Raw genomic sequence first — 15,436 nt, 5'->3', positions numbered from 1 at the left:
TTTTCCCTCGCGACAAACGCGGAAGGCGTTTGCGCGGAGATCATGCTCAAATAAGCCGCGCCTACGACGCCTTGCGATGCGGGGCCGAGCTGCGCCCCGACTTGCCCTTCAGCTTCTTCAAAAGCGGCTCGAGCAGCGAGCGCTTCGGCTTCTTCACCTCGCCGCGGCCGGCGAGGCGGTTCGCCATATTCTGGAACAGAACGGTGGTGCGGTGGGTCCTGGAGACCTCCGCGATCATCTGGCCGTTATTGGCCGCGGTCGAGAACAGTTTCGAATCGAACGGGATCACCGCGATCGGCTGGCTCTCCATGGTCTTGGCGAAGGCCTTGACCTCGATCTCCGCACGCTTGTGCATGCCGACCTGGTTGAGGCAGTACAGCGGCGGCCGGTCGTTCGGTCGCGCCGCCTTCAGCACGCTCAGCATGTTCTTGGTGTTGCGTAGATTGGCGAGATCGGGCTCGGCCACGATCACGATGTCGTCGGCGTTCACCAGCGCGCGCCGGGTCCAGCCGGACCATTGATGGGGCACGTCGAGCACGATGCAGGGCGTCGTCATGCGCAGCGTGTCGAACACGGCATCGAAGGCTTCAGCACCGAAATCGTAGACGCGGTCGAGCGTGGCGGGCGCTGCCAGGAGGCTGAGGCGATCGGTGCATTTGGCGAGCAGGCGCTCCATCAGCGCCGTGTCCGGCCGGTCCTGCGACAGCACCGCGTTGGCGATGCCCTGCACCGGATCCTGGTTGTAGTCGAGGCCCGCGGTGCCGAAGGCGAGGTCGAGATCGATCACGACGGAATCGAGCGAGAGATCGCGGGCGATGGTCCAGGCCAGATTATGCGCGACGGTGGACGCGCCGACGCCGCCTTTGGCGCCGACCACGGCGATGACGCGGCCGGTGATGATGGCTTCCGAGGCCGAGAACAGGCTGCAGATCGAGCGGACCACGTCGATGGTTTCGACCGGGCCGACCACGTAGTCGTTGACGCCGCGGCGCACCAGCTCGCGATAGGGCGCGGTGTCGCTGGGGCTGCCGATCACGACCACGCGTGTGCCGGGATCGCAGACGCCGGCGAGGTCGTCCAGTCCTTCGAGGATGTCGCGCGTGCCGTCGGACTCGATGACGATCACGTTCGGCGTCGGCATCGATTCATAGGCTTCGATCGCCGCGGCGAGGCCGCCGTCCTTGGCGCTGAGATGGGCCTTGGCGAGCCGGCGGTCCTGGCCAGCCGCGGTCACCGCCTTGAGCGTCTGCTCGGTCTCGCAGAAGGCTTGCACCGAAATGCGAGGAACCGGGGCGATGTGTTCCTCGGGATGCTGCGGATCGTCCGCGTCTTCGTCGTGGATGCCTGTCATTTGGCGGTATCGCTGAGTTTGGCCTTGTCGGATTCGGGATAGGTGGTCGTCGTCGTCGTGCCCTTGCGATAGCGATCGAACGCGATCTCGCGCCGTGCGGTATAGGCGGGCGTCTCGGCGCGCGGTTGCTCTAAGTCAGCCGGGTTGTCGATCATCGCGGCGAGATTGCGCTGGCTGGCGCAGCCCAGATTGAAATAGGGCCGGTTCTCGGTGTAGCCGGGGTTGAGGATGTTGGGGCCGACGTCTTCGGGCCACAGCCCGCAGGGGCCGGCGACCGCGGTGATCTTGGAATAGCTCAGGCGGATGGTGGGCAGTAGCCCGGGATCATCGGGGCGATAGGGCCGCTGGACGATGGCGCGCGACGGCACGCCGCCGGACGAGAGCACCGAGCGGATCTCCTGATAGGTTGCGGCAGCCGCGCGCGAATTGGCGGTGTCGACCGGCACATCGACGACGACCGAGCCGGTGCCTTCGCGCATCCAGTCCCGCGCGATGCCCGCGACGTCCGAATGCTGCGCAGCCGAGAGGCCGCCTCTGCTCTTGCCGACGAAGATCACGATCGACTTCTTGCCTTCCTGCACCGCAATCGGATGGCGCTGGCGATAATCGGTCGGCACCGTCTGGGTGACGATCTCGGTGGTGTTGCAGGCGCCGAGCATGACGGAGAGGCCCGTCAGTGCCAGCGTGAGCCGCAAATTGCGCCGTCGATCGGCTGATGTTGTCGTCATCCCCTGATCCCTCCTGCCCCTGCCTTGCCCGGTCCCCAAACCGTTCGTCTCAGTCGATGATGAAGCCGAAATCGCCCGGCGTGCCGGCGACCGGATCGACACGGCTCGCGATGCCATAGAGGCGGTTGACCCGGCCGAGCAGCGCCCTCTGTGCGTCCGAGGCCGGCGCGAAGCCGTCGTCGGGCCGCGACAATTCCTTCTGGGCAACCGCGCGCACCACGTAAGGCGTCACGATCACCATCAGCTCGGTCTCGTTGTTGACGAAGTCCTGGCTGCGGAACAGCGCGCCGATGATCGGCACCTGGTCGACACCAGGCAGTCCGTTGATCGCCTGCTTGGTCTGCTGCTGGATCAGGCCGGCCATCGCCATCGAGCCGCCCGAGGGAATCTCCAGGGTCGTTTCGGCGCGGCGGGTCTGGATCGATGGAATGGTGATCGAGTTGGTCGAGGACCCGGTCACGGCCTGCGTCAACGTGATCGAGTTGGTGTTCGACAGCTCCGAGACCTCGGTCATCACGCGCAGGCTGATGCGGCCTTCGCTGAGCACGACCGGGGTGAAGTTCAGCGAGATGCCGAACTTCTTGTAGGTGACCTGGGTGGTACAGACGTGAGTGACCGGATCGCAGGCATAGCCCCCGGGAATCGGGAATTCGCCGCCGGCGATGAAAGTGGCGGATTCGCCCGAGATCGCGGTCAGACTCGGTTCGGCCAGGGTCCGCATGACGCCGGCGCTTTCCATTGCCCGCATCGTGGCGTTGACGGTGGCGACGCCCTTGGCGAGGCCGGTGACGCCGAGCCCATTACTGCTGACGATCGGTCCGCCAGAGACCGAGAACGGGTTGGAATTGTTGAAATTCACCACCGCCGTGCCGGCATTCAGGCTGGCGCTGAGATCGACGCCGAGCTGCTTGACGATGTCGCGGCGGACTTCGCCGACCACGACCTTGAGCATGACCTGGTCGCGGCCGCGCACGACGATGTTGTTGACGACCTTGTCCGCGCCGCCGACCAGCTTTGCGGCAACGTCGCCGGCCTGCTGGGCCTCGACCGGGCTCGACACCGAGCCGGTCAGCATCACGCTGTCGCCGACGCCCTCGATCTGGACGCCCGGCAGCGACTGGCGCAGTGCCGAACGCATGCCGTTGAGGTCGCGCTTCACCGCGATGTCATAGGAGGCGACCTGCTGGCCATCGGCCGCGAAGAACACGACGTTGGTCTGGCCGACCTGGCCGCCGATGATATAGGCGCGCTGGGCCGAGCGGATCACCGCATTGGCGATCTTGGGATCGGCCACCAGCACGTCCTTGACCTCGCGCGGCAGGTCGATGACGACGGACTTGCCGATGCCGAGCGACAGAAAGCGCGACCGCGCCGGTGCGATAGTCCCAACCGACGATAAGCCGAGATCCGACGCCTGCATCGGCGCCTGGTCGCCGACCGGCGCCTCCGCAGCACTGAGGACGCCGGAAGCCGCGAGCAGCCCCAGCACCAACATCGTCCCCGCCAGGACCGAGCGCACGCGCTTCCCCCGAATGCGCAAGCCCGTCCGATCACCCCCGTAGTTCATGCTGTCCCCATCACTTCTGTGACGTCAGTTGCCGTGCCTGGACGCCGTAACGGATTACGTTCACGCCGCCTGGGCGCTTGATCGCCTGGTCCTCGGGCGTGCCGTCGACTGCGTTGGCATCGACGATGCTGCGCAGCGCGAGTGTCAGAGTGCCGCCCTGCCGTGCGGCCGAAAGCGTCGCGATCTGGTCGGGCCGCAGCTCGAGCGTGACGGTCTTGCCGACCACCGCGTTCTGGCCCTCCTTTTCCTTCGGGGCCTGGTCGATCGCGAGCACGCGGATGTTGGTGAGAATGACCTCGGACAGGATGAGGTCGTTGCCGCCGGTCGGGCCGTTGGTGTTGCCGCCGTCCGGATTCTTCAGCCGGCGGGTCAGGACGATGTCGACGCGGTCATTCGGCAGGATGAAGCCGCCGGCGCCGGTTTCGGCTGAAATCTCGGTCGAGACGGCACGCATCCCGGACGGCAGGATCGCGGCCATGAAGCCGGAGCCTTCGGCCTTGACCAGCTTCTGCTCGCGGATCGGCTCGCCCTGCATCAACGGCACGCGCGCGATCGAGCCCGCGATGTGGGTCGGTGCCTCGGGCCTGCTGTCGCGGCGGATGAAGGCGCTGCTGGCGGTTGCCGCGGGCCAGGCCTGCCATTGCAGGTCCTCGGGCTTGACGGCCTGGCCGAGCTGGATGTCGTTCTTGGCGATAAGGACCTCGACCGTCGGCAGCTTCTCGGCGACGGGCAGGACGGCCGCGGGCGGATTCTGATAGCCGCTCGCCAGATATGCAGCGACGCCGCCGGCGCCGAGAGCGATGACGAGAACGACAATGCGTGCGGTATTCATACGCTTCTACTCTTACGCGGGGCACTCGAACCGCACCTGGCGTGTTCCCCCGCATCGATGAGTAGGCAGCAAAAGTATAAGGGGTGTTGCGAGGCCGAACGTGATCGCCGGCCGCGATGCTGGTTTTCGGCAGATGGTGAACGCGGCGTTATTGGGTCGGCCAACAGCCCCGTAGTTTCACCTACGCGGGCACGTACGTTCGCACGGCGCGCGCGGCGTCATGGTGAATACGTCGTTAGCATCCCGGACTTCGCTAACGCTCCATCCGGGCTGCGCGCAGAGCTCTACTTCTTCCGCTTCGCTTCGATCACGTCCCAGATCTTCGCCGCGACATCCGGGCCGCCGAGCCGCGCGATGGCGCGGATGCCGGTCGGTGAGGTCACGTTGATCTCGGTGAGATTGCCGTTGATGACGTCGATGCCGACGAACAGCAGGCCGCGCTCGCGCAGCGCCGGGCCGACCGTGGCGCAGATCTCGCGCTCGCGCGGGGTGAGCTCCGTCTCCTGCGCCGCGCCGCCGCGCACCATGTTGGAGCGGAGGTCGTCGGCGGCCGGCACGCGGTTCACCGCGCCGGCGAACTCGCCGTCGACCAGGATGATGCGCTTGTCGCCGTGCTTCACCTCGGGGATGAATTGCTGGATCACCCAGGGCTCCCTGAACGTCACCGAGAACATGTCGAACAGCGAGCCGAAATTCATGTCCTGCGGCATCACGCGGAACACCGCCGCGCCGCCATGGCCGTGCAGCGGCTTCATGACGACCGCGCCGTACTTGTCGCGGAACGCGTTGATCTCATCCAGGTCGCGCGAGATCAGCGTCGGCGGCATCAGTTGCGGAAAATTCATCACGAACAGCTTTTCCGGCGCGTTGCGCACCGAGGCGGGATCGTTGACGACCAGCGTCTTCGGATGGATGCGCTCCAGGAAATGCGTCGAGGTGATGTAGGCGAGGTCGAACGGCGGATCCTGGCGCAGCAGCACCACGTCGAAACCGTTCAGCGCCTCGCGCCTGGGCTCGCCGAGGGTGAAATGGTCGCCGGGCTCGTCGCGCACCGTCAGGAGCTGAACCGGCGCGACCAGCTCCTCGCCGACCATCGAGAGCTTGTCGGGCGTGTAATAGGACAGGCCATGGCCGCGCTTCTGCGCCTCCAAGAGCAGCGCGAAGGTGGAATCGCCCTTGATGTTGATGCGGGCGATGGGGTCCATCTGGACGGCGACGTTCAGTTTCATGGGCTGCCTTTCAGGTCGAGGCGTCGAATGCCGCCAACACATGGCGCGGAAGCGAGCGCGGCGCAATCAGCATGGCGTCGAATCGTAATTCGAATTCGGCATGCTCGGGATGCGCTGCGAGCCAGCCTTGCGCGGCGTCGATGATGCGCTGCTGCTGGCGCGGCGTCACGGCGAATGCGGCGTCGTCCAGCGTGGCGCGGGCCTTGACCTCGACGAAGGCGATCAGGTTGCGGCGCCGCGCCACGATGTCGATCTCGCCATGCGGGGTGCGGTAACGTTTGGCGAGAATGCGGTAGCCCTTGGCCATGAGGTAGGCGGCGGCACGGCTCTCCGCGGAAATACCGGTCTGGAACGCTGCGACGCGCTCGGGCGACGCGACCTTCGGTTCCGCAGGAATCTCAGTCTTCGCCATCGCTGCCCCGCGAATCCTTTGCGAGCTCGAGCGCGCGGGCATAGACCTCGCGGCGCGGCCGGCCCGACAACGCGACCGCGTGCGCCACGGCATCCTTGACGCTGTGCGCGGCAAGCTGCTCGCGCAACAGACTATCGAGCGCGTCCGATGTCAGAACCTCGGCGTCGGCCGCGGGCGGAGCGATCACCAGCACGAATTCGCCGCGTGTCTCCAGCGTTGCAGCCTCGCGCGCCAGCTCGCTCAGCGTTGCGCGCGAAATCTCCTCATGCAGCTTGGTCAGCTCGCGGCAGATCGCGGCCTCGCGCGGCCCCATGATCTCGGCGAGATCGGCCAGCGTATCCTGCACGCGGTTGCCTGACTCGAACATCACCAGCGTCGCGTCAATGCGGGCGAGCTCGGTGAGACGGCTGCGCCGCGCGGCTGATTTCGCCGGCAAGAAGCCTTCGAAGAAGAAGCGGTCGGTCGGCAGCGCGGCGACCGACAGCGCGGCCAGCACCGAGGACGGGCCGGGCAGCGCATACACCGCATGGCCGGCGGCGCAGACCTCGCGCACCAGCTTGAAGCCGGGATCGGAGATCAGCGGCGTGCCGGCGTCCGACACCAGCGCGACCGAGCCGCCTTGCCCGAGGGCTTCGAGGATTTTGGGACGCGCGGCCTCCGCATTGTGCTCGTGATATGGCTTGAGCTGGGCCGTGATCGCATAGCGCTCGGTCAGGCGGCGCGTGATGCGGGTGTCCTCACAGGCGATGACGTCGACGCCGGCGAGCGTCTGCAGCGCCCGCAGGGTGATGTCGCCGAGATTGCCGATCGGGGTCGCGACCAGATGGAGGCCCGGCGCGGCCTTCGGCGCCGCGAGCCGATGGGCATCGATGGAGAAACCGCGCGAGGCGGCGTCTTGAGCTTCAGGCGTATTTATCGGGGCCGGCTTTCCGCGCATAATGGAGCCAACTTAGGCACGATCGCTAAGGCTGGGAACCGGCTCGCCGAAAAAGATCGTGCCCAAAGATCGTATCCAGGTGAGGGGCGAGGAACGGACGGGAATGTGATCGGTCGAGATCGCGCCGGGAGGCAAGAGGGGCCCTCGCGCCATATTCGCGACGGAAACGCCGCCTTGATGAGTGAATGAGTGACGGCGAAGAGCTGCCGGGACGGGATTGCGGCCGCGTTAAGCGGTTGTTATCCTTTTGTTTTGGTTAACTATTTGCCGACACACTGCCTGAATCCGCGGCCCCCCGTCGCGGAAAGCAATGTCGTGATCAGCCGGCGACGGCAGGTCGGAAGAGAAGCTGCCATGGTCGGCCCGCGTCATCCAAAGTCTCACCTTCCGGGATCCCCATCGCCAGGGGCGACCCGGCGGACTGCGCTCGGCCTGTTGCTCGGCGCGCCCGTGCTGTCGGCCTGCGCCGGCGTGCAGCAAAGCCTCAGCCAGTTCTCCAACCCGTTCTCGAGCTCCGCGCCGCCGGCCCAGCCGGCAGGACCGCAGCAGCAGGCGACGACCGCCGGCACCGGCGGCGTGAAGGTCGGCCTGATCCTGCCGCTCTCCGCGGCCGGCAATGCCGGGCTCGCCGCGCAATCGATGCGCAACGCCGCCGAGATGGCGTTGGCCGAGTTCCAGAACCCGAACATCCAGCTCCTGATCAAGGACGACAATGGCAGCCCGCAAGGCGCGCAGGCCGGCGCGCAGCAGGCGGTCGACGAGGGTGCCGAGATCATCCTCGGGCCGCTGTTCGCGCAATCGGTGCCGGCGGTGGCGCAGGTCGCGCGCACGCGCGGCATTTCCGTCATCGCCTTCTCGACCGATTCCAGCATCGCCGGACGCGGCGTCTATCTGCTCTCGTTCCTGCCGGAGTCCGACGTCAACCGCATCGTCGAATATTCCGCCGGCATCGGAAAGCGCTCCGTCGCGGTGCTGGTGCCCGACAACGCCTATGGCAATGTCGTCGAGGCCGCGGTGAAGGCGGCGGTGCCGCGGCGCGGCGGGCGCATCGTTGCGTTCGAGAAATACGGTGCCGATCGCGCCACGCCCGCGCGCACCGTGGCGCAGCAGCTCGGCAGTGCGGACGCGCTATTCATTGCCGATGACGGCGATGCCGTCGTGTCAGTGGCGGATGCGATGACGGCCGCGGGCGCGAACCTGCGCAACATCCAGCTGCTCGGCACCGGCCTGTGGGACAATCCGCGCGTCTATGCCAGCGCCGCGCTGCAGGGCGGCCTTTACGCCGCGCCCGATCCGGCCGGCTTCCGCGCCTTCTCCGGCCGCTACCGCACGAAATACGGCGCCGAGCCGATCCGCACCGCGACCCTTTCCTATGACGCGGTCGCGCTCGTTGCCGCGCTGGCGCGCACGCAAGGCGGCCAGCGCTTCTCCTCCGACGTGCTCACCAACCCCTCAGGCTTCGCCGGCATCGACGGCCTGTTCCGCTTCCGTGCTGATGGCACGAATGAACGCGGACTTGCCGTGATGAAGGTGACGCAAGGCGGCGGCGTTGCGGTGGCGGGCTCGCCGAAGAGCTTTGGGGCGTAATGGTTTCGTAGCCCGGATGGAGCGCAGCGTAATCCGGGTTCTGTCCACGCGGTGAGACCGTCCCGGATTGCGCTACGCTCCATCCGGGCTACGAGATCCGCTAAGCCGCCAGATCCGCGACCACGGCATCCAGCACCGGAAAACCGCTGCTGGTCACGCGCAGCCGTCCCGTCGCATCCACGGTGATCGCGCCTTCCTCGCGCAAGAGCGCGATGCGGCGGGGGTCGAGCGGGCGGCCGGCGAGGGCCTTGTAGCGCTCGGGATCGATGCCTTCGGCGAGCCGCAATCCCATCAGCAGGAATTCGTCGGCGCGTTCCTCGCTGTTGAGGAGCTCGTCGCTGACGACACCGTCGCCGTTGGTCTCGACCCGCATCAGCCAGGCCTCGGGACGCTTCTCGGTGGCGGTGGCGTGGCGCATGCCGTCGATGTCGAGACGGCCATGTGCGCCGGGGCCGATGCCGGCATATTCCTCGCCGCGCCAGTACACCAGATTGTGCCGGCATTCGGCGCCGCGCCGCGCGTGATTGGAGATCTCGTAAGCGGGCAACCCGAGCTTGTCGCAGGTCTCCTGCGTGACGTCGTAGAGCGCGCGGGCGACCGCTTCGTCCGGCGTCTTCAGCTTGCCGGCCTGGTGCAGGCCGAAGAAGGGCGTGCCTTCCTCGATCGTCAATTGATAGAGCGACAGATGCTCGGCCGCTTCATCGATGGCGTGCCGCAGCTCGCCCGCCCACATCGCCGGCGTCTGGTCGGGGCGGGCGTAGATCAGGTCGAACGAATAGCGGTCGAACGCGCGGCGCGCGATGGCGACGGCATCGAGCGCTTCGCGCGCGCTGTGCATGCGGCCGAGCGCTTTGAGCGAGGCGTCGTCGAGCGCCTGCACGCCCAGCGAGACGCGGTTGACGCCGGCGATGCGATAACCGGCAAAGCGCGTGGCTTCGACGCTGGTCGGGTTCGCTTCCAGCGTTACCTCGACGTCGCCTGCGACGGTCCAGTGCTTGCCGATCGCGTCTAACACCGCGCCGACGGTGGCGGGCTGCATCAGTGACGGCGTGCCGCCGCCGAGGAAGATCGAGGTGACCTCGCGGCCGGGCGCGCGCTCGGCGGTCGTTGCGATCTCACGCGCGAAGGCGGCGGCGAAGCGCGTCTCGTCGATCGCGGCATGGCGGACATGGCTGTTGAAGTCGCAATAGGGGCACTTCGACAGGCAGAACGGCCAGTGCACATAGACGCCAAACGCATCCTTGTTAGCGCGGCTCAAGGCAGATCTCCGCCAGTTTCCGAAAAGCGCGGGCGCGGTGCGACAGGCCGAGGCCAAGCGGCGGCAGGCCATGCTTCTCGATGCTGGTCATCTCGCCGAAGGTGCGGCTGTGCCCGTCCGGCAGGAACATCGGGTCGTAGCCGAAGCCGGCTGTGCCGCGCGGTGGCCAGATCAGCGTGCCGTCGACGCGCGCCTCGACCTCCTCGCGATGATCGTCGGGCCAGGCCACACAAAGCGCCGAGACGAAGTGGGCTTTGCGCTTGTCCGGCGTGGTGGCGCCGCGCTCCTGCAGCAGGCGCTCGATCTGCGCCATCGCCGCGTTGAAATCCTTGGATGGACCGGCCCAGCGCGCGCTGTAGATTCCCGGCGCACCGTCGAGTGCGTCGACGACGATGCCGGAATCGTCGGCGAAGGAGGGCAGCTTGGTCGCCTCCGCCGCGGCGATCGCCTTGATCGCGGCGTTGCTGCGGAAATCGTTGCCGGTTTCCTCGGGCTCGTCTAGGCCGAGCTCGCCGGCCGACACCGCCTCGATCCCGTACGGCGCGAGCAGCTCCCTCATCTCGGCGAGCTTGCCGGGATTGTGGGTGGCGATGACGAGCTTGTCGGTGATTCGGCGGTGCATGGGCCTATTGACTACGCCACGGCCAGTTTCTGCAAGTCCACCAGACGCGCAATGCCCTTCTGCGCCAGGGCGATCAGCTTCAGGAACTCGTCCTGCGTGAACGGCTCGCGTTCCGCGGTGCCCTGCACCTCGATGATGCGGCCATCGCCGGTCATGACGAAATTGGCGTCGGTCTCGGCTTCCGAATCCTCGGCATAGTCGAGATCGAGCACCGGCGTGCCGTTGTAGATGCCGCAGGAGATCGCGGCGACGTTGTCGCGCATCACGTTGGCCTTCACCATGTTGCGCGCCTTCATCCAGTTGAGGCAATCGGCAAGCGCGACCCAGGCGCCAGTGATCGAGGCCGTGCGCGTGCCGCCGTCGGCCTGGAGCACGTCGCAATCGACCGTGATCTGGCGCTCGCCAAGAGCTTCGAGATCGACGATGGTGCGAAGCGAGCGGCCGATCAGGCGCTGGATCTCGACGGTGCGGCCGCTCTGCTTGCCGGCGGAGGCCTCGCGGCGGGTGCGTTCGGAGGTCGCGCGCGGCAGCATGCCGTATTCGGCGGTGACCCAGCCGCGGCCCTGCCCCTTCAGCCACGGCGGCAGGCGATCCTCCAGTGTGGCGGTGACCAGCACATGGGTGTCGCCGAATTTAACGAGGCACGAGCCTTCCGCATATTTGACCACGCCGCGCTCCAGCGTCACGGGGCGCAATTCGTCGGGCGCACGGCGGCTTGGCCGCATGGGAAATCTCCAAAACTCACGGGAATAGGCTGTTCGCGGTGCTTGTAGGTGGGGCGGGGGTGGGCGGCAAGGGCTTATTCACCCCCTGACCGTCGGCCTGCAAACGCCACGCTTGTCAGACGCGGCCCGGATGGACAAATTATAAGGATCTGAGAGGAGTTACCGTCTGTGGCCCATCACGATCCGATCCATCTGATCGCGCCGCGCGCAGGCCTTGCCCAGCTCAACGAGCGTTCCCGCGACATCTTTCGTCAAATTGTCGAAAGCTATCTCGCGACCGGTGAGCCGGTCGGCTCGCGCAACATTTCCCGCCTGATTGCGATGCCGCTGTCGCCGGCATCTGTGCGCAACGTCATGGCCGATCTGGAACAGCTCGGCCTGATCTATGCCCCGCACACCTCCGCCGGCCGGCTGCCGACGGAACTGGGCCTGCGCTTCTTCGTCGATGCCCTGATGCAGGTCGGCGACCTCAACGAGGCCGAGCGGCAGGCGATCCAGAGCCAGCTCTCGTCCGTCGGCGAGGCGCAATCGGTCGAGGCGGCGCTGGACCAGGCCTTGATGCGGCTCTCCGGCCTGACCCGGGCCGCCGCCGTCGTGCTGACGCCGAAATCCAATGCGCGGCTGAAGCACATCGAATTCGTCCGCCTGGAACCGGAAAAAGCGCTGGTGATCCTGGTCGGCGAAGACGGCCAGGTTGAAAACCGCGTGTTGACGCTGCCGCCCGGAGTTCCCTCTTCGGCGCTGACAGAGGCCGGCAATTTCCTCAATGCGCGGATCCGCGGCCGCACCTTGGCCGAAGCGCGGCTCGAGCTCGAGACCGCACTCGGCGAGGCCCGTGCCGAGCTCGATCAGCTGACACAGAAAGTGATCTCGGCCGGCATCGCCAGCTGGTCCGGCGGCGAGAGCGAGGACCGTCAGCTCATCGTCCGCGGCCACGCCAATCTGCTCGAAGATCTGCACGCGCTGGAGGATCTGGAGCGGGTTCGCCTGTTGTTCGACGACCTCGAGACCAAGCGCGGCGTGATCGATCTGCTCGGCCGGGCCGAGACCGCCGAAGGCGTGCGCATCTTCATCGGCAGTGAGAACAAGCTGTTTTCGCTGTCGGGGTCGTCCACCATCATCTCGCCCTATCGGGATGCCGCCGGCCACATCGTCGGCGTTCTCGGCGTGATCGGCCCGACGCGGCTGAATTATGCCCGCGTGATCCCGACCGTGGACTACGCCGCCCGCATCGTCAGCCGCCTGTTGGGGGGCTGACCGGCCTTTCTGCCGATCACGGGCGCTTGATTTTCGCGGGCTTAAGCACGATATCCGGGCCAACATCCCTGAAACGAGTTCGAGATCAGAGCCGATGACCGAGCAAGACCGGCAACCCCAAGACACGACTGCAGCGACCGGCGAGCCCGTGGTGTCGAAACCCTACATCATGCCCGACGATCCCGAGCCGGGTTCGGTCGAAACCCTGCAAAAGGAAGCTGCTGAAGCGCGCGACCGCATGCTGCGGACGCTGGCCGAGATGGAGAATTTGCGCAAGCGCACCGCCAAGGAAGTTGCCGACGCCCGCCTCTATGGCATCACCGGCTTCGCGCGCGACGTGCTCGACATCGCCGATAATCTCCAGCGCGCACTCGATGCCGTTCCGGCGGAGGCGCGTGCTGCGGCCGATCCCGGCCTGGTCTCGTTGATCGAGGGCGTCGAGCTCACGGAGCGCGCGCTGCTCAACGCGCTGGAAAAACACGGCGTGAAGAAGCTGGATCCTCAGGGCCAGAAGTTCGACCCGAACTTCCACCAGGCAATGTACGAAGTGCCTGACGCGTCGGTGCCGTCGGGCACCGTGGTGCAGATCATGCAGGCCGGCTACACCATCGGTGACCGCGTGCTGCGCCCGGCGCTGGTCGGCGTCGCCAAGGGCGGCGCGAAGACTGCGCCCGCGGCGAACAACAACGAATCGAGCAGCGCGGCGAACTGAGTGTTGGCGTCATTCCGGGGCTCGGCGAAGTCGAGAACCCGGAATCCATCGAACGCAGAGACAACCGCACAATGGATTCTCAGGTGCGCAAATTGCGCACCATAGCTCGCGCTGAAGCGCGCCCCGGAATGACGGAAGATGGCGCGCCGCCTACGCGCTCACCGCGATATCCGCAGACTGAATCCGCTTCACGCCCGCCTTGGCCATGTCGGCCCAGGCCTTGGCGAGCGAGCCCTGCGTGTCGATGCCGCGGCAGGCGTCTTCCACCACATAGACCTCGAAGCCCGCCTTGCGCCCGTCGAGCGCGGTCCAGGCGACGCAGAAGTCTGTCGCAAGACCAGCGACGAAGACGCGCTTGATCTTGCGGCCCCTCAGGTAGCCGGCGAGCCCGGTCGAGGTCTTGCCGTCGGCCTCGAGGAAGGCCGAATAGCTGTCGACGTTCTTGTGAAATCCCTTGCGGATGATGAGCTCGGCGTGCGGGATCGACAGGTCCTTCGACAGCGCCGCGCCCTCGGTGCCCTGCACGCAATGGTCCGGCCACAGCACCTGCTTGCCGTAGGGCAGGTCGACCGTTTCGAACGGCTTCTTGCCGGAATGAACCGACGCAAACGAAACGTGGCCCGGCGTGTGCCAGTCCTGCGTCAGCACCACGTTCGCAAATGCCTTCGAGATCTTGTTGATGACCGGCACCACCTGCTCGCCTTCCTTCACCGCGAGGCTGCCGCCGGGCAGGAAGCAGTTCTGCACGTCGATCACGAGCAGCGCGGACGCTTCGTCCGGCTTGATCGGTGCGGCCGCGAACAGCGCGCTTGGCGCGAGCGTCGCCAGCGCCGTCGTTCCAAGCATTGCCAAGACCTGTCGCCGAACCAGCATGTCTACCTCCCCTCCAGGATGATCCAACGGAAGGAAGCCTAGTTCCGTTCGTATACGAACAGAAGCCTGAAAATGCAGCCGGGCTTGATGAGCGGTTGGGCTCTCGGCCCTAACATTATCGTCATCCCGGGGCGCGCAAAGCGCGAGCCCGGGATCCATAACCACAGGAAGGAGTGTGGCGACAACTCTTCGTCGGCGCTGCATCCGCCTGCAACCGTGAGATCGCGCGGTATGGATCCCCGCCTCGGATCCTACCCCTTCGGCTGAATCCCGTCGCGTACGGTGCGGAAGCGGGTGAAGGCGGCTTGCCATTGGTCGCGCGGGGCGCTGGCGATGATGCGCAATGATGCGCCGCCGCTCGAGAAGCGGATCCACTGCACCACCGTCACCGGGACCTTGTCCTTGCCGCTGACGCCGTCGATCCGGGTCTCGAAGCCTTGCTGGCCGTTGATGCGGATCGGCTCGGACATGGTGATGCGCGACTCGCGCACGCCGGGAATCTGGAGCGCCGCCTCCCGGGCGAAGCGGGCGCGGTCGTCGGCGGCTTGCGGGGTGGCGCCGATCAGGCCGAGGATCATGAACGGCCTCGCCTCGTAGCCCACGCTCTCATCGCCGTCGGCCAGGATGATGCTCGAGCCCGGTGCCAGGGTCTTGATGTCCTTGAAGTCGGCGAGATCGGTGATCTTGAACGGCAGTAGCGCGATCTGCTCTTCGGCCGAGACCTGCCTGCGGGTGGTGGCGCTCGCGAACATCTGCCGCACCGCCTCGTCCGTGTAGATCTTGGTCGCATTCTCCGGGATCTGCACCGCGACATAGCCGGAGAAGCCGGCGCCGGGCACGATCATCGAATACCGCTTCACCGGCGTATCCCCGGCCTTGCCGCTTTCGGTGGTGAAATAGGCAAGACCTGCGGGGGTCTCGACCTTGTCCTGCTTGACGCCGCCGGTCCCGCCGGGATTGGAATTGAAGGCGCTCACGACCTCGCCATAGGCGGCCGGCGGCAGCTCGGTGACCAGCACCTTGACGTTGCCGTCCTCGCTCTCGAAGCCCGGAAAGGTCTTGGCCGTGCTGAGGCCGATCAGCGGCACCATGCCGAGACGCAAGCCGGGTGGGAAAACGACGTCGGCGGCGAAGGCCGGAAGCGCTGTTACGGCGAGGAGGGCGAGCGCGGCGAGGGGGCGGATCAGCTTCATGGCCACTCTGATTGGTTCACATTGAGGCCGTTCGATGGTCGGCCACCGGGCCGCTTTGTCGCGCGAAGCAGCTGCGCCGGCTGTGCGGTCGGTCCGCCTTTTAGCCGGTTTGGCCTCGCCGCAACAGGGCGGGCGGGCTTGCGGGTGCGGGGG

Annotated in this window: 15 protein-coding genes; 3 read left to right on the top strand and 12 right to left on the bottom strand. The window is 66.6% G+C overall.

Annotation, left to right across the window (positions count from 1 at the left end; all coding sequences use genetic code 11):
- Positions 1–61 precede the first annotated feature (61 nt).
- From I6F28_RS28210 to rsmI, 7 genes are all read right to left on the bottom strand, one after another.
- Positions 62–1,351, bottom strand: coding sequence for a CpaE/TadZ family protein (locus tag I6F28_RS28210; protein ID WP_036003204.1), 1,290 nt, complete (start codon positions 1,349–1,351; stop codon positions 62–64).
- Entirely contained in the window at positions 1,348–2,079 is a 732-nt protein-coding gene (locus I6F28_RS28205; protein ID WP_225142252.1) for a CpaD family pilus assembly protein, read from the bottom strand. Before I6F28_RS28205 ends, I6F28_RS28210 begins: the two co-directional genes overlap by 4 nt.
- A 49-nt stretch (positions 2,080–2,128) precedes the next feature.
- A complete protein-coding gene (locus tag I6F28_RS28200; protein WP_225113139.1) occupies positions 2,129–3,646 on the bottom strand; it encodes a type II and III secretion system protein family protein in 1,518 nt (505 codons plus the stop codon).
- 10 nt (positions 3,647–3,656) lie between these two features.
- Entirely contained in the window at positions 3,657–4,478 is an 822-nt protein-coding gene (cpaB, locus tag I6F28_RS28195) for a Flp pilus assembly protein CpaB (RefSeq protein WP_225142250.1), read from the bottom strand.
- Between the two features lie 284 nt (positions 4,479–4,762).
- Positions 4,763–5,707: a glutathione synthase gene (gene gshB / locus I6F28_RS28190; protein ID WP_036024326.1), complete on the bottom strand. Its 945-nt coding sequence runs from the start codon at positions 5,705–5,707 to the stop codon at positions 4,763–4,765.
- Positions 5,708–5,717: 10 nt separating this feature from the next.
- A complete protein-coding gene (locus I6F28_RS28185) occupies positions 5,718–6,119 on the bottom strand; it encodes a YraN family protein (RefSeq protein ID WP_197954151.1) in 402 nt (133 codons plus the stop codon).
- Positions 6,106–7,056, bottom strand: coding sequence for a 16S rRNA (cytidine(1402)-2'-O)-methyltransferase (gene rsmI, locus I6F28_RS28180; protein WP_109141928.1), 951 nt, complete (start codon positions 7,054–7,056; stop codon positions 6,106–6,108). The genes I6F28_RS28185 and rsmI overlap by 14 nt, the downstream gene beginning before the upstream one ends.
- A gap of 354 nt (positions 7,057–7,410) precedes the next feature.
- On the opposite strand from rsmI, the gene I6F28_RS28175 reads away from it, so the two are divergent.
- On the top strand, positions 7,411–8,643 hold the full coding sequence (locus I6F28_RS28175; RefSeq protein ID WP_051056860.1) for a penicillin-binding protein activator: 1,233 nt from the start codon (positions 7,411–7,413) through the stop codon (positions 8,641–8,643).
- Positions 8,644–8,743: 100 nt separating this feature from the next.
- Here the strand turns inward: I6F28_RS28175 and hemW are convergent, their stop codons facing one another.
- From hemW to rph, 3 genes are read right to left on the bottom strand one after another with little or no spacing between them, the layout of a single operon-like run.
- Entirely contained in the window at positions 8,744–9,901 is a 1,158-nt protein-coding gene (gene hemW / locus I6F28_RS28170; protein WP_225142248.1) for a radical SAM family heme chaperone HemW, read from the bottom strand.
- Positions 9,888–10,523, bottom strand: a complete 636-nt coding sequence (gene rdgB, locus I6F28_RS28165; RefSeq protein WP_225142246.1) for an RdgB/HAM1 family non-canonical purine NTP pyrophosphatase — start codon at positions 10,521–10,523, stop codon at positions 9,888–9,890. Before rdgB ends, hemW begins: the two co-directional genes overlap by 14 nt.
- Positions 10,524–10,534: 11 nt before the next feature.
- Positions 10,535–11,248 carry a ribonuclease PH gene (gene rph, locus I6F28_RS28160; RefSeq protein ID WP_036024340.1) on the bottom strand — a complete coding sequence of 238 codons (714 nt, stop codon included), beginning with the start codon at positions 11,246–11,248 and terminating at the stop codon, positions 10,535–10,537.
- 168 nt (positions 11,249–11,416) lie between these two features.
- Here rph and hrcA point away from each other — a divergent pair, with 168 nt between their 5' ends.
- Entirely contained in the window at positions 11,417–12,505 is a 1,089-nt protein-coding gene (hrcA, locus tag I6F28_RS28155) for a heat-inducible transcriptional repressor HrcA (protein ID WP_036003234.1), read from the top strand.
- Positions 12,506–12,599: 94 nt separating this feature from the next.
- Complete coding sequence (gene grpE, locus I6F28_RS28150) at positions 12,600–13,217, top strand: nucleotide exchange factor GrpE (RefSeq protein WP_036003237.1); 618 nt, start codon at positions 12,600–12,602, stop codon at positions 13,215–13,217.
- Positions 13,218–13,367: 150 nt separating this feature from the next.
- Here the strand turns inward: grpE and pncA are convergent, their stop codons facing one another.
- Positions 13,368–14,090: a bifunctional nicotinamidase/pyrazinamidase gene (pncA, locus tag I6F28_RS28145; protein ID WP_036003240.1), complete on the bottom strand. Its 723-nt coding sequence runs from the start codon at positions 14,088–14,090 to the stop codon at positions 13,368–13,370.
- A gap of 251 nt (positions 14,091–14,341) precedes the next feature.
- Positions 14,342–15,283, bottom strand: a complete 942-nt coding sequence (locus I6F28_RS28140) for a hypothetical protein (protein ID WP_036003242.1) — start codon at positions 15,281–15,283, stop codon at positions 14,342–14,344.
- Positions 15,284–15,436: the final 153 nt, after the last annotated feature.

Origin of the sequence: Bradyrhizobium sp. NBAIM14, from assembly GCF_020193895.1 — a bacterium.
GTDB lineage: Bacteria > Pseudomonadota > Alphaproteobacteria > Rhizobiales > Xanthobacteraceae > Bradyrhizobium > Bradyrhizobium yuanmingense.
Note: the sequence above shows the minus strand (reverse complement) of the source record. Positions and strands in the feature narration are given on the sequence as shown.

Excerpts from the sequence above, each read along its gene's own strand:
- I6F28_RS28210 (WP_036003204.1), bottom strand. The coding sequence starts at position 1,351 with ATGACAGGCATCCACGACGAAGACGCGGACGATCCGCAGCATCCCGAG.
- I6F28_RS28205 (WP_225142252.1), bottom strand. The coding sequence starts at position 2,079 with ATGACGACAACATCAGCCGATCGACGGCGCAATTTGCGGCTCACGCTG.
- I6F28_RS28200 (WP_225113139.1), bottom strand. The coding sequence starts at position 3,646 with ATGAACTACGGGGGTGATCGGACGGGCTTGCGCATTCGGGGGAAGCGC.
- cpaB (WP_225142250.1), bottom strand. The coding sequence starts at position 4,478 with ATGAATACCGCACGCATTGTCGTTCTCGTCATCGCTCTCGGCGCCGGC.
- gshB (WP_036024326.1), bottom strand. The coding sequence starts at position 5,707 with ATGAAACTGAACGTCGCCGTCCAGATGGACCCCATCGCCCGCATCAAC.
- I6F28_RS28185 (WP_197954151.1), bottom strand. The coding sequence starts at position 6,119 with ATGGCGAAGACTGAGATTCCTGCGGAACCGAAGGTCGCGTCGCCCGAG.
- rsmI (WP_109141928.1), bottom strand. The coding sequence starts at position 7,056 with ATGCGCGGAAAGCCGGCCCCGATAAATACGCCTGAAGCTCAAGACGCC.
- I6F28_RS28175 (WP_051056860.1), top strand. The coding sequence starts at position 7,411 with ATGGTCGGCCCGCGTCATCCAAAGTCTCACCTTCCGGGATCCCCATCG.
- rdgB (WP_225142246.1), bottom strand. The coding sequence starts at position 10,523 with ATGCACCGCCGAATCACCGACAAGCTCGTCATCGCCACCCACAATCCC.
- rph (WP_036024340.1), bottom strand. The coding sequence starts at position 11,248 with ATGCGGCCAAGCCGCCGTGCGCCCGACGAATTGCGCCCCGTGACGCTG.
- grpE (WP_036003237.1), top strand. The coding sequence starts at position 12,600 with ATGACCGAGCAAGACCGGCAACCCCAAGACACGACTGCAGCGACCGGC.
- pncA (WP_036003240.1), bottom strand. The coding sequence starts at position 14,090 with ATGCTGGTTCGGCGACAGGTCTTGGCAATGCTTGGAACGACGGCGCTG.
- I6F28_RS28140 (WP_036003242.1), bottom strand. The coding sequence starts at position 15,283 with ATGAAGCTGATCCGCCCCCTCGCCGCGCTCGCCCTCCTCGCCGTAACA.